The organism is Sphingopyxis sp. MC1 (assembly GCF_000371385.1).
Classification (GTDB): Bacteria; Pseudomonadota; Alphaproteobacteria; order Sphingomonadales; family Sphingomonadaceae; genus Sphingopyxis; species Sphingopyxis terrae.
Genome location: NZ_AOUN01000002.1, coordinates 460,572 through 473,843, shown reverse-complemented (window position 1 = coordinate 473,843; position 13,272 = coordinate 460,572). Strand labels below are relative to the sequence as shown.

Here is a 13,272-nt window from a genome sequence, read left to right as displayed (position 1 = left end):
TCAGGCTCCGGCCGCCGCAAGCTGGCGGGTGCGCGCATCCTCGACCTCGGCCACTGTCGCGGCGGGGATATGGAAATCGCGCTTGTAGTTGAAGGTGTGGGCGATCGCGCCGCCGACCAGGCCGACGAAGCCCAGCGCGGCGAGCCACCAGATATGCCAGACGAGCGCGAAACCCATCACCAGGCTGATCCCCGCAAGGATGATCCCGGCGCCGGTGTTGCTCGGCATATGGATGTCGCGGAAGCCGCCGACCGGGCGCTCGGCGCCGCGCGTCTTCATGTCGTGCCACGCGTCGAGCGAGTGGATCACCGGCGTGAAAGCGAAATTATAGTCGGGCGGCGGCGAACTGGTGGCCCATTCGAGCGTGCGGCCGCCCCACGGATCGCCGCTTTCGTCACGCAGCGCGTCGCGCTTCCAGATGCTGACCGCAAACTGGACGAGCATGGCGGCGATCCCCACCGCGATCACCGCGGCGCCGATTGCGGCGATGACGAACCAGATTTGCAAGCTGGGGTCGTCGAACACGCGCATCCGGCGGGTCACGCCCATCAGGCCCAGGATATAAAGCGGCATGAAGGCGAGCCAGAAGCCGACGACCCAGCACCAGAAGCTGATCTTGCCCCAGAAGACGTCGAGCTTGAAGCCGAAGGCCTTGGGCCACCAATAGTTGATCGCCGCGAACAGGCCGAACAGCACGCCGCCGATGATGACATTGTGGAAATGCGCGATCAGGAACAGCGAGTTGTGCAACACGAAGTCGGCGGGCGGCACCGCGAGCAGCACGCCGGTCATCCCACCGACCACGAAGGTCAGCATGAAGGCCACCGTCCACATCATCGGCAGGTCGAAACGGATGCGGCCGCGGTACATGGTGAACAGCCAGTTGAAGAGCTTGGCGCCCGTCGGGATGGAGATCACCATCGTCGTGATCCCGAAGAAGCTGTTGACGCTCGCGCCCGATCCCATGGTGAAGAAATGGTGCAGCCAGACGAGGTAGCTCAGGATCGTGATGACGATCGTTGCATAGACCATCGAGGTATAGCCGAAGAGCTTCTTGCCCGAAAAGGTCGAGGTCACTTCGCTGAATACGCCGAACAGCGGCAGGATCAGGATATAGACTTCGGGATGCCCCCAGATCCAGATCAGGTTCACATACATCATCGGCGATCCGCCGAAGTCGTTGGTGAAAAAATTGGTGCCGAGATAGCGGTCGAGCGTCAGCAGCGCGAGCACCGCGGTCAGCACGGGGAAGGACGCGACGATCAGGATGTTCGCGCACAGGCTGGTCCAGGTGAAGACGGGCATCTTCATCAGGCCCATACCGGGCGCGCGCAGCTTCAGGATGGTGACGATCAGGTTGATCCCCGACAACGTCGTGCCGACCCCCGCGATCTGCAGCGCCCAGATATAATAATCGACGCCGACATTGGGGCTGTAGGCGATGCCGGACAGCGGCGGATAGGCCAGCCAGCCCGTCTGCGCGAATTCGCCGACGAACAGCGAGATCATGACGAGCACGGCGCCCGCGGTCGTCATCCAGAAGCTGAAATTGTTGAGGAAAGGAAAGCTGACGTCGCGCGCGCCGATCTGCAGCGGGACGATATAGTTCATCAGGCCGGTGATGAAGGGCATCGCCACGAAGAAGATCATGATCACCCCGTGCGCGGTGAATATCTGGTCATAATGGTGCGCGTTCAGATAGCCTTCGGACCCGCCGAACGCCATCGCCTGCTGCAACCGCATCATGATCGCGTCGGCAAAGCCGCGCAGGAACATGATCAGCCCCAGGATCATGTACATGATCCCGATGCGCTTGTGGTCGACGGTGGTGAACCACTCCTTCCACAAATAGCCCCAGAGGCGATATTTGGTGATCAGGCCGAACACCGCGAGCCCGCCGATCACCACCGCAGCGAAGGTGAAGATCAGGATCGGTTCGTGGATCGGAATCGCGTCGAGCGACAGGCGGCCGAGGAAGGGGCCGGTTTCGGGGGCGGGGTGCGGGGTCATGGCGATCTCGGCGACAAAAATCAGGAAAGCGGGCGGGGCGAGGCGGCGTTGAGCGCGGTCTGCGCGGGCGCGGCGCGCTTGCCGGGGCTGGGCAGGCCGGCGCCGGTCAGCGGCGCCTGGCTCGCCGGGGCGGCGTCGGGGGTGTCGGCCTTCGCCATCAGCGGCGAACTGCACAGCGCGGCGACATAGCGCTTGCCCCAATATCCGGGCTCGGAGCCGCGCGCGGCGAACTTGTCATAGGCAAGGCTGCGGACATTGTGGATGCCCGCAATGCCGGCACCGCCCGCGGCGTCGATCGACATCATGTCGTGCATGCACATCTTGCCAGGTTCGACGCACATGTTGACCACGGCGTCGAAAAGCTGCGGTTCGACCGCCGCAAAGCGCTGAACCGGCGCCCTTTCGCTGGGCTTTTCGAGCGCGAGATAGGCGTTGCGGTCGAGCGTCTTGCCCTCGGCCTTTGTGGCGGCGACCCAGGCGGCGAAACCAGCATCGTCGAGGCTCTTTACCGCGAAGCGCATGTTCGAAAAGCCGGCGCCCGAATAATTGGCCGAAAAGCCCGTGAAGTCGCCGGTCTGGTTGAAGACGCCGTGGAGCTTCGTCTCCATGCCCGGCATCGCATAAATCTGGCCGGCGAGCGCGGGGATGTAAAAGCTGTTCATCACCGACGATGCCGAAATGCGGAACCGCACCGGATGATGCGCGGGCAGCGCCAGCTCGTTTACCGTAGCAATGCCCTGTTCGGGGTAAATGAACAGCCATTTCCAGTCGAGCGCGACGACCTGCACGTCGATAGGCTGCGTCGCCGCCGCGACCGGTTGGCCCGGCGCGGTGCGCGCGAGCGGGCGATAGGGGTCGAGCAAATGGGTCGCGACCCATGTCACCGCGCCCAAACAGATGATGATGAGCAGCGGCGCGGCCCAGATCACCAGCTCAAGCTGCGTCGAATGGTCCCAGTCGGGCTTGTAGGTCGCCGCCTTGTTCGCGGCGCGATAGCGCCAGGCGAAAAAGATCGTCAGCGCCATCACCGGCACGATGATGAGCAGCATCAGCACGGTCGAAACCAGGATCAGATTGCCCTGCTGCTGCGCGACGTCGCCTGCAGGATCGAGCACGACCATGTTGCAACCGGCGAGCAGCGGAAACGCCGCGAGCAGCGGCAATAACCGGAATCGGGTGGACGGACGGGAGAGCTTTTCTGGCATGGCGGCGCGCCTAGGCCCGCTTTGCTGCACCGCACATAGGACATTTTGTCCAATCCCTTGATCGCGATCAATGACGCAGGGGCATTTTCATGAAGGGGCGCCGCGCCCTATAACCCGACTCGCGCCATCCCTCCGTGCATGCCCGCCGCGCATGCCGGCGGCGGCGCCCGATGCAGGACCGCCTACCCATGTCTGCCGATACCGCGCCCACCACCACCCAGGCCGAACGGGACGCCCGCGCGCTTCACGATGACGGCCATCCGATCGCGCCCGGAGAGATCGCCATCGGCGTGGTCATCGGGCGCACGTCGGAATTTTTTGACTTCTTCGTCTATGCGATCGCATCGGTGCTCGTGTTCCCGAAGCTGATCTTTCCGCAGCTCGATCCGCTGCAGGGGACGCTCTGGTCCTTCGCGATCTTCGCGCTCGCCTTCGTCGCGCGTCCCGTCGGCACGGTGATCTTCACCGCGATCGACCGCGCCTATGGCCGCGGCGCAAAGCTGACGACCGCGCTGTTCCTGCTCGGCGGATCGACCGCGGCGATCGCCTTCCTGCCCGGCTATGAATCGATCGGTATAGGCGCCGCGCTGCTCCTCGCGCTGTTCCGCATGGGCCAGGGCGTGGCGCTCGGCGGGTCGTGGGATGGGCTTGCCTCGCTGCTCGCGATCAATGCGCCCGCGGGCAAGCGGGGCTGGTATGCGATGATCCCGCAGCTCGGCGCGCCGCTCGGCCTGATCGTCGCCAGCCTGCTCTTCATGTTCCTCATCTCGGCGCTGCCCGCGCAGGATTTCCTCGACTGGGGCTGGCGCTATCCCTTCTTCGTCGCCTTCGCGATCAATGTCGTCGCGCTCTTCGCCCGGCTGCGCATCGTCGTCACGCCCGAATATGCCGCGTTGTTCGAGGACAAGTCGCTCGAACCCGCGCCGCTCACCGAAACGGTGCGGTCGGAATGGAAAGTCATCCTGACCGGCGCCTTCGCGCCGCTCGCCAGCTTTGCGCTCTTCCACATGGTCACGGTTTTCCCGCTGTCGTGGGTGTTCCTGTTTACCGAGGAAACACCGGCGCGCTTCCTGATGATTGAAGCGGTGGCGGCGTTCGTCGGCGTGCTCGCGATCATCGCGTCGGGCCGGCTCGCCGACAGCTTCGGCCGCCGCACCGTGCTTGGCGCGACCGCCGCCGCCATCGCCGCGTTCAGCGGCTTCGCGCCGCAACTCCTCGACGCGGGCGAAGCGGGTGAGGCGGTGTTCATGATCCTCGGCTTCGCGCTGCTCGGCCTGTCGTTCGGCCAGTCGTCGGGCGCGCTCTCGTCCGAATTCCTTCCGCGGCACCGCTACACCGGATCGGCCTTCACCTCCGACCTTGCCTGGCTGTTCGGCGCGGGCTTCGCGCCGATGGTCGCGCTCTGGCTGTCGAGCAGCTTCGGCCTGATCGCCGCGGGTGGCTATCTGTTGTCGGGCGCGGTCGGCACGCTTGTCGCCCTGTGGCTCAACCGCGAACTGGCGCGCACCATCGGCTGATCGGCCTGAGACAATTTGTCCGGCCGCCGCGGCGCGCGCGGCCGGTGACAGGGACCGCGCGCCGGCGTAAAGGGGACCAATGACGGGGGTACGCGCCTGGATTGCACGCCATCGCGGGCTGGCCATGTGGCTGGTCGCGCTGGCGTTGCTTTCGAAAGCGCTGGTTCCCGCGGGCTATATGCCCGGCCATGATGCATCGCGGACGATCGACGTCATCCTCTGCTCCGATCCCGGCGGCCAGCCGCTCGCGCAGCAGATCGTGATTCCCTTCGAAAAGGGCGGCGAAGATGTGCCCGCCAAGCATGGCGGCAAGGGCGAATGCGCCTTTACCGCGCTCGCGCATGGCGCCGTCGCCGCCGCCGATCCGGCGCTTTTGCTTGCTGCGATCGCGTTTCTGTTCGCGCTCGGCTTCGCGCCGCTTCCGGTGCCGCCGCTGCGCCGTCTTTCCCGTCTCCGCCCGCCCCTGCGCGGCCCTCCGGCGCACGCCTGACACGCTGAACCCGCTGTGTCGGACAGCCGCGCGCCTTGATCGCGTGGTCCTGCCGGAGATTGTCCATGTACGAAATAATGCGCCGTCCCGAGGGGCGGCATGCGGACGATGAAGCGTCCGCGTTCGATGCGCCCGATGGCATTCGCCTGCGCATGCGCGAGAACCGGTCGCGCCTGACGCAGCACGGGCGCGAGACCTTTACCGTCCTGATCCTGCTGTTCATGGCGATGGCGATCCTGCCCGCGCTGCAGGGGCGCTGGCTCGTGCCGCTGTTTGCGCTATCGACCATGGCGGCGCTGGTGCTGGCGCTCGAATGGCACCAGCGCAATCCGCCGCCCGAGGAATGGCTCGAACTGTCGGATGGCCGGTTCGTCTGGCGCGGGCGCAGCAGGGCGGCCGTCGACCTGCCGTCCTATTGGCTTCGCTTCGAGCTGGAGCGGCGCGGGCCGACCGACTGCCGACTCGTCTTCCACCACCGAATGCAGCGCTTCGAGGTCGGGCATTGTCTGAACCTCGACGAGCGGCGCGAGATCGCCCCGATCCTCGCCCGTGCGCTCGCGGCAAGCAACCACATGAGGTAGGACATGGCCCCATCTCCGCCTCGCCGCATTGCCGCATTGCGCCGGTTTCGCCGCCGCTGCTGGGCGGCTGTCGGTCTGTGCCTGCTGATGCAGGTCGGATCGGCAGCCGCTCAAAACTGGGTCGCCGCGCATCCCGCGCAGACAATATTTTTTCAACAGGAGATCGTTCGATGAATCCTTCAATCCGCATCATGTTGGCGGCAACGGCGCTGGTCGCCGCGCCGCCGCTGCTCGCGCACGGCGTCGCCGCCGGCGCGCTCGCCATCGGCCACCCATGGTCGCGCGAAACCGCGCCGGGGCAAAAGGCCGGCGGGGGCTTTCTGACCATAACGAACAAGGGCAAGACCGAAGACCGGCTCCTCTCGGCGACTTCGCCCGCCGCCGCCGACGTCCAGATCCACATGATGAAGGTCGAGGACGGGGTGATGCGGATGCGCCAGGTCACCGGCGGCCTCGCCATCCCGGCGGGTGGCACGCTCGAACTCAAGCCCGGCGGCTATCACATCATGTTCATGGGCCTCAAAAAGCCATTCAAGCAGGGCGACATGATCCCCGCGACGCTGGCCTTCGCGCGGCAGGGGAAGGTCGCCGTGCGCTTCAAGGTGCAACCGATCGCATCGACCGCACCGATGGAGGGCGGTCATGGCGGACATTGAGGGCGGCACCCCGCCGATGGTCGTCGTTCGTCGCATCCTGTGGGTGCTCGTCGCCGTCGCCGCGGTCTTCGGCGTCATATTGGCGGTTGGTGGCGGAGATGGCAGCAAGAGCGCGCCGGCCGCCTCCGCCGGCGCCGCGATCGGCGGCCCCTTCACGCTCACCGCGGCCGATGGCTCGACGCTCACCGACCGGACGCTGAAGGGCCGGCCCTTCGCGATCTTCTTCGGTTTCACCCGCTGCCCCGACGTCTGCCCGACCAGCCTCGCGCGCATGGCGCAGCTCCGCGAGCAGCTCGGTCCCGACGGGATGAAGTTCGACATCGTCTTCGTCTCGGTCGATCCGCAGCACGATCGGCCCGCCGACATCGGCAGCTATGTCGCGCTGTTCAAGACGCCGATCATCGGGGCGGCCGGAACCGATGCCCAGCTTGCCCAAATCCAGAAGGAATATGGCGTCTATGTCCGCAAGGTGCCGATCGAGGGCGGCGACTATACGGTCGATCACACCGCCGCCATCTATCTGATGGACAAGGACGGCCGCTTCGTCACCACCATCGACTATCACGAGAATGACAAGACGGCGCTCGAAAAGCTGAAGCGCATCATTGCCTGACCTTGCGATCGGCGGGCTGCGTCCTGGCGGCGCGGCCCGTCAGACCGCGGCGAAGGAATCGCGCTGCTGCGCCACCTCGACCCGGTCGCGGCCCATCGCTTTCGCCCGCAGCAAGGCGGCGTCGGCGGTGCGGACCAGCCGGTCGGGCGGGCAGTGCAGGGGGGTGATCGCAACGCCGATCGAAACCGTAACCGGCCCCATATTTCCGGCCTCCGATCCCAGCGCCAGCGCCGCGACGCGGGTACGGATTTCCTCGGCGCGCTCGGTCGCGCCCTCGACCGACAGGCCGGGGAGCAGCAGCATAAACTCCTCGCCGCCATAGCGAAAGGCGAGGCCCGCATCGCGCGTCACGCCCGCCAGCACCTTGCCGACTTCGCGCAGCACCATGTCGCCCGCGTCGTGGCCGTGGACGTCGTTGAAGCGCTTGAAATGATCGACATCGATCATCAGGCAGCCCAGATCCTGCCCCAGCCGTTCGGCTTGCGCGATCTGGATGCCGAGCAGCTGGTCGAGCTGGCGACGGTTCGACAGACCGGTCAGCGGGTCGGCGAGCGCCATTTCGCGCAGCGTTTCGCGCAATTGCAGATTGGCGATCGCCAGCCCGATATTCTCCGCCAGCATGTCGAGATAGATTTCGGGACCGGACAGCGCGCCGGGGTTACCCGCCGGCGCTTCGAAATAAAGGAGGCCCAGCGTCTCGCGCTGCGCGGTGAGCGGCAGGCACAGCGTGTCGACGGGCGCCGCGGCATCGCTGCGGTCGACATGGTCGCACGGCACATCGACATTGTCGCCCGCGGGACGGTGCGGCAGTCCGCGGCGCAGCGCCCAGCAGGCGAGCGCCGAAAATTCGGCGCGCGAATGGCCGGGGTTCTGCCACCCGCACGCCTCGACCACCATGTTGCGCTGGCGGTCGAGCAGATAAAGGCGCCCGGCAAGCCCCGGCGTGATTTCCGGGACGAAGCGTTGCACGACGTCTTTCAGGTCGTCCATCGTGTCGCAGCCCTGCAGCCGCTGCGTCATCCGCGACAACAGGTCACGCATCGCGCGATCGGCGTCGCGTTCGCTTTCCAGTCTTTGCCGTTCCAACCCGTTTTCGCGGAAAATGCGGATCGCCTGCGCCATATCGCCGATCTCGTCGACCTGGTCGAAGGCGGGCGGCTCGGCGGCGAAGTCCTGCGCCGCCAACCGGTTGACGACGTCGCTCAGCTTGACGACCGGGTGCAGCACGCGCTGCTTGAAGACGAAATACAGCACGCACAGCACCAGCAACGCGGTCAGCGCCAGCGTGATCTCCGAAATGCCCTTCCACAGCCGCGCAACTTCGGTCGCGGAATTGATCTGCGACTGGACACGCGCGTCGAGCCGGTCACGGAAGCGTTTGAGTTCGAGTTCGGCGCGGTCGAGCTGGCGTTCATATTCCGCACCGAACAGCAATTGCCGCGCTTTCGCTTCGTCGCCGCCTTCGTGCGCGGCGACCGCCGCACGCTGTTCGTCGTGGAGCAGATCGGCCAGCCGCACCGCATCGGCCAGCGCTTCGATCTCGCCGGTCGATGCCCCGGCGTCGCCGATATGCGAAATGCGCTCCTCGACCGATTTGAGCGCCGCCTCTTCGGAACGATAGCCGACCAGATAGGTCGGATCGCCGGTGTTCACATATTGTCGCGCCCGGTCGCTGAGCAGGAAAACATCCTCCTCCAGCGTCGCGGTCGCCTGATCGAGCCGGTATCGCTGCTCGACCGCCGCCCGTTCGCGGTCGGTCGCGTTCGAGGCCAGCAGCATCGTCGTGCTCGACGCGATCGTCAGCACGACCGTCGCGGCATAGGCCCAGTTGGTGATTGTCGCCAAACGCATGCTGCCCCCCTAATAGGATCGCATCGATTGGGAAATGTTAATGCGGCGATCGGGGCAGCCCGCGCTTGCGCAGCCTCGCCGTGCGTGTCACGGCGCGCGCAGCGCGAGCGGCGATCCGGGAGATGGGCGGACCATGAACTTCGACGTATTGATAGTTGGCGGTGGCCACGGGGGCGCGCAGGCGGCGATCATGCTGCGGACGCAGAAGTTCACCGGCAGCATTGCGATCGTGGGGGAGGAGGCGGAGCTTCCCTATGAGCGGCCGCCCTTGTCGAAGGAATATTTCGCGGGCGAGAAAGAGTTCGAGCGCATCCAGCTGCGCCCCGCCAGATATTGGGACGAGCGCGACGTGACGATGCTGCTCGGGCGCCGCGTCGTGACGGTCGATCCGGCCGCGCACCGCGTCACCACCGACGGCGGCGAGACCATCGGCTATGGCAAGCTCGTCTGGGCAACCGGCGGCCATCCGCGGATGCTGCCGATCCCCGGCGGCGACCTGCCGGGGGTGCAGGGGGTGCGCACGCGCGCCGATGCCGACGCGATGAAGGCGGCGGCGGAGACCGCGCAGCAGATCGTGGTGATCGGCGGCGGCTATATCGGGCTCGAGGCGGCGGCGGTGCTGACCAAGGCGGGCAAGAAGGTCGTGCTGCTGGAGGCCCTCGACCGCGTGCTTGCGCGGGTCGCGGGCGCGGATCTGTCGCGCTTCTTCGAGAAGGAGCACCGCGATCATGGCGTCGACCTGCGGCTCGGCGCCCAGGTCGCGGCGATCGAGGGCGACACGCATGTCACCGGCGTGCGGCTGGCGGACGGCGAGGTCATTCCTGCCGATCTCGTCATCGTCGGCATCGGTATCGTCCCCGCGGTCGAACCGCTGCTCGCGGCGGGGGCCGAGGGCGGCAACGGCGTGCTGGTCGATCCGCTGTGCCGGACGAGCCTGCCCGACATCTATGCGATCGGCGACTGCGCGGCGCATGCGAACGACTTTGCCGAAGGCGCGGTGATCCGCCTCGAATCGGTGCAGAATGCCAATGATCAGGCGAATGTCGTGGCCAAGGGCATCTGCGGCGCCGAAGCGCCCTATCATGCCATCCCCTGGTTCTGGTCGAACCAATATGACCTCAAGCTCCAGACCGCAGGGCTCTCGACCGGCCACGACCAGGCGGTGCTGCGCGGCGATCCCGCCAGCCGCAGCTTCTCGGTCGTCTACCTGAAAGCCGGCAAGGTCATCGCGCTCGACTGCGTCAACGCCACCAAGGATTATGTCCAGGGCCGCATGCTCGTCACTGCCGGCACCGCCGCAACCCCCGAACAGCTCGCCGATACCGACACACCCCTCAAGGAACTGATGACAGGCTGACGATCAGACGATGGGCGGCGGGGCGTCTGCCGGGTCGCCGAGCGCGCGTTTGAGCCCGCCTCTGACGCTGCGGAGCAATTTTCGCAGCGCAATGATGACGAGGACAGCGGCGATCAGCAGCAATAGGGCGATGACGATGGCGACCGCGGGAAAGGCGATTACCAGCGCGAGAAGTCCCGTCGTCGCGACGTCTTCGCCGGTTGATACCGCGGCATTGCTATAGGGTTCGGGGCTGATGTTGACGACCGCGCGGGTCGTTGCCTTGGCGCTGTGACTGATGAGCGCGCCGCCGCCGCCGAGGATGAAAGCGATCACCTGCCACGCCGGATCGGCGCTGTCGACGAGCGCGAGCGCCAGCAACGCGCCGCCGAGCGGGCGGACAATACTGTGGACGCTGTCCCAGATGCTGTCGACCCACGCGATCTTGTCGGCCAGAAACTCGGCGATCGTACCGATCGCGGCGACGCCCATGACCCAGGGGTTCGCCAATATCTGCAGCGCCTGCAAATGTTCGGGCAGCGGCAGCCAGCCGAAATGCATCGCGACGCCCGTTGCCAGAATCGTGAGGTAGAGACGCCAGCCCGACAACAGGCTGATGCTGCCCGCGACCCCCAATATTTCGGCCAATCCCATTGCCTTGCCTCCGGCCGCGCCAAGATGCGGCATCTTGCACCCTCTTGAATGCCGGGGCAATGGGGCCGTCGTCGCTGGCGGCAATGGCAGATGACAAGCGCGCAAAGCCTAGTTATCGAATTTTCATGACCGATCCCGCGCCATCGCAATCGCCCAAGCTGCCCGACGGGGCTATCCCGGCCGCCACGCTCGTCATCATGCGGCCTTCCGGCAACGATGGTCCCGACGAGATATTGATGGTCAAGCGCGCGAGCAACATGGCGTTTGCGGCGGGGGCCGTCGTCTTTCCCGGTGGCCGCGTCGATCCCGACGATCATCTGGTCGCGGAGCGTTACGGCTTTGGCGAGGATCCGGCCGAAGGCGCGGCGCGAGTCGCGGCCTTGCGCGAAACGCTCGAGGAAACGGGGCTTGGCGTCGGTCTTCCCGACCTTGCCGAACCCGACCTTGCCGATGTTCGCCGCGCGCTTCTGGGCGGCACGTTGCTGTCGGACATATTGGCTGCGCATGGGGCGCCGATCCAACTCGGCGGGCTGGTGCCCTTTGCGCGCTGGTGCCCCAATTTCAAGGAAGCGCGAACCTTCGACACGCGCTTCTATGCCGTTGCGGCGCCGCCGCACGGGCATGAACTGACGGTCGAGGAGGCCGAGCATAGCCATATTTTCTGGTCCAGCGCCCGCGATACGCTGGCGCTCGCCGATCGCGGCGATGTGTCGGTTATCTTCCCCACCCGCCGCAACCTCGAACGAATCGCGCAGGCCGAGGATTTTGCGGGCTTCGCTCGCCACGCGAAAAATTATCCGGTCGAACTGGTAACGCCGTGGATAGAGGAGCGGGACGGCACCCCGCATCTGTGCATTCCGGGTCATTTGGGCTACCCCGTGACCAGCGAAGCGTTCGAGCAAGTCAGGCGGGGTTAGAATCGCGACCAGTTGCGCAACTTTTGCAATATTTAGCAATTTGCTAACTAGTACCGAAATAGGGAATTGATGATTGCAATCGATGGCAATTACGCTTAAACCGATCGGGCAGGTCCATGGCGGGAAAGCCATTTCGCGGTGTGGATCGAGACGATATATCCAGTGGACGGAGAATAAGATGAACCTGCTTAAGAAGGCTGCGATCTCCCTCGCGGCGACCTCGATGCTGGCGGCGCCGATCGCCGCGTCGGCTCAGTCGTTCGACTCGGCTCGCGCCAATTCGGAACTCAACGGTGAAAGCAAGCTGGAAGGCAGCGGCTGGATCATCGCTGTTGTCGCTCTCGCGGCTATCATCGGCGGTATCATCATCGCTTCGGATAACAACGAAGACAGCCCGACCAGCCCGTAACAGGCTCCGGGTCAAACCGATACCAAAGGGCTCCGGGCTTTGCTCGGGGCCCTTTGTGATTCTACATGCGCCGATTCTACATGCTGCGATGCTGCATGATGGCAGCGCCTGACTTAAGGCCCCCAGCCTAAAGCTCTATATTCCGCACCGCGCGCGATCGGGCGAGGGGGATGGCCGCGCGAGCCCGGTTACGCGCCTCGGCGTCGATCGCCACGAAGCCGATATCATAGCTCGCCGCGCCACTGGATTGTTGCGCGTCCACGTCCGTCAACACCGTCCCCCAGGGATCGACAGCGAGGCTGTGGCCAAAGGTCGCGCGCCCGTCGGCGTGCGTTCCCGCTTGCGCCGCCGCGACGACATGACAGGCGGTTTCGATCGCCCGGGCGCGGAGCAGGGGGTGCCAATGCGCCTCGCCGGTCGGCACGGTAAAGGCGGCCGGGATCGCGATCAGTTCGGCGCCACCGTCGACCAGTGCGCGATAGAGTTCGGGAAAACGCAGATCATAACAGATCGAAAGGCCCAGCCGGCCGAGCGGCGTATCGACGAGGACGATGGCGTCCCCGCCCACATAGGCGGCCGATTCGGTCCAGTTCTCGCCCGTCGGCAGGGTCACGTCGAACATGTGGATCTTGTCGTAGCGCGCGCGGATCTCGCCTTTGTCGTCGATCACATGGCTGCGGTTGACGCGGCGCTCGCCGTCGTCGGCGAGCAGGGGCATCGATCCGCTGTGGAGCCAGATGTGGTGGCGCCGCGCCATCTTGGCGAGCGCCGCAGGCCATGGGCTGTCGACCTCGCGCTGCATATGTGCGGCCGATCTTTGCCGATCGCGATCGAGCAGCAGCGACATCTCCGGGAAAAAGGCCATCGCGGCGCCTTCGGCGGCCGCCGCGGCCAGCGCGCGGTCGATCACTCGCAGATTGGCGTCGGGATCGATTCCGCTCGTCATTTGAACGATGGCGGCAACCGGGGCGTGCGGTGGGCGTTGCATCGGTTCTGGCTAGGCGCCTCCTTCGCGAAGGACAAGCTGTGACAG

General features: G+C 65.7%; 13 protein-coding genes. 8 read left to right on the top strand and 5 right to left on the bottom strand.

The window, feature by feature from the left end:
* Complete coding sequence (cyoB, locus tag EBMC1_RS02795) at nucleotides 1-2,010, bottom strand: cytochrome o ubiquinol oxidase subunit I (RefSeq protein ID WP_003040220.1); 2,010 nt, start codon at nucleotides 2,008-2,010, stop codon at nucleotides 1-3.
* 20 nt (nucleotides 2,011-2,030) lie between these two features.
* Nucleotides 2,031-3,215, bottom strand: coding sequence for a ubiquinol oxidase subunit II (cyoA, locus tag EBMC1_RS02790; RefSeq protein WP_040589168.1), 1,185 nt, complete (start codon nucleotides 3,213-3,215; stop codon nucleotides 2,031-2,033).
* Nucleotides 3,216-3,403: 188 nt separating this feature from the next.
* Here cyoA and EBMC1_RS02785 point away from each other — a divergent pair, with 188 nt between their 5' ends.
* The 5 genes from EBMC1_RS02785 to EBMC1_RS02765 all read left to right on the top strand — a co-directional run bounded on the left by EBMC1_RS02785 (nucleotide 3,404) and on the right by EBMC1_RS02765 (nucleotide 7,072).
* Nucleotides 3,404-4,732, top strand: a complete 1,329-nt coding sequence (locus tag EBMC1_RS02785) for an MFS transporter (RefSeq protein WP_003040213.1) — start codon at nucleotides 3,404-3,406, stop codon at nucleotides 4,730-4,732.
* Nucleotides 4,733-4,811: 79 nt separating this feature from the next.
* Nucleotides 4,812-5,222, top strand: a complete 411-nt coding sequence (locus EBMC1_RS02780; RefSeq protein WP_003040210.1) for a DUF2946 family protein — start codon at nucleotides 4,812-4,814, stop codon at nucleotides 5,220-5,222.
* Nucleotides 5,223-5,299: 77 nt separating this feature from the next.
* Nucleotides 5,300-5,803: a DUF2244 domain-containing protein gene (locus tag EBMC1_RS02775; RefSeq protein ID WP_165760650.1), complete on the top strand. Its 504-nt coding sequence runs from the start codon at nucleotides 5,300-5,302 to the stop codon at nucleotides 5,801-5,803.
* Between the two features lie 170 nt (nucleotides 5,804-5,973).
* Complete coding sequence (locus EBMC1_RS02770) at nucleotides 5,974-6,459, top strand: copper chaperone PCu(A)C (RefSeq protein WP_003040204.1); 486 nt, start codon at nucleotides 5,974-5,976, stop codon at nucleotides 6,457-6,459.
* Complete coding sequence (locus EBMC1_RS02765) at nucleotides 6,446-7,072, top strand: SCO family protein (RefSeq protein WP_003040202.1); 627 nt, start codon at nucleotides 6,446-6,448, stop codon at nucleotides 7,070-7,072. Before EBMC1_RS02770 ends, EBMC1_RS02765 begins: the two co-directional genes overlap by 14 nt.
* 39 nt (nucleotides 7,073-7,111) lie before the next feature.
* On the opposite strand, the gene EBMC1_RS02760 is transcribed toward EBMC1_RS02765, so the two are convergent.
* Complete coding sequence (locus EBMC1_RS02760; protein WP_003040198.1) at nucleotides 7,112-8,923, bottom strand: diguanylate cyclase; 1,812 nt, start codon at nucleotides 8,921-8,923, stop codon at nucleotides 7,112-7,114.
* 133 nt (nucleotides 8,924-9,056) lie between these two features.
* On the opposite strand from EBMC1_RS02760, the gene EBMC1_RS02755 reads away from it, so the two are divergent.
* Nucleotides 9,057-10,280 (top strand): NAD(P)/FAD-dependent oxidoreductase, encoded by a 1,224-nt coding sequence (locus EBMC1_RS02755; protein WP_003040196.1) that lies wholly within the window; start codon nucleotides 9,057-9,059, stop codon nucleotides 10,278-10,280.
* Between the two features lie 3 nt (nucleotides 10,281-10,283).
* On the opposite strand, the gene EBMC1_RS02750 is transcribed toward EBMC1_RS02755, so the two are convergent.
* Nucleotides 10,284-10,946 carry a DUF4126 domain-containing protein gene (locus EBMC1_RS02750; protein ID WP_003040193.1) on the bottom strand — a complete coding sequence of 221 codons (663 nt, stop codon included), beginning with the start codon at nucleotides 10,944-10,946 and terminating at the stop codon, nucleotides 10,284-10,286.
* Between the two features lie 92 nt (nucleotides 10,947-11,038).
* On the opposite strand from EBMC1_RS02750, the gene EBMC1_RS02745 reads away from it, so the two are divergent.
* Complete coding sequence (locus EBMC1_RS02745; RefSeq protein ID WP_003040189.1) at nucleotides 11,039-11,830, top strand: NUDIX hydrolase; 792 nt, start codon at nucleotides 11,039-11,041, stop codon at nucleotides 11,828-11,830.
* Between the two features lie 82 nt (nucleotides 11,831-11,912).
* Entirely contained in the window at nucleotides 11,913-12,239 is a 327-nt protein-coding gene (locus EBMC1_RS17710; protein ID WP_162928292.1) for a hypothetical protein, read from the top strand.
* A gap of 127 nt (nucleotides 12,240-12,366) precedes the next feature.
* On the opposite strand, the gene EBMC1_RS02735 is transcribed toward EBMC1_RS17710, so the two are convergent.
* Nucleotides 12,367-13,227: a carbon-nitrogen hydrolase family protein gene (locus EBMC1_RS02735; protein WP_003040183.1), complete on the bottom strand. Its 861-nt coding sequence runs from the start codon at nucleotides 13,225-13,227 to the stop codon at nucleotides 12,367-12,369.
* Nucleotides 13,228-13,272 lie beyond the last annotated feature (45 nt).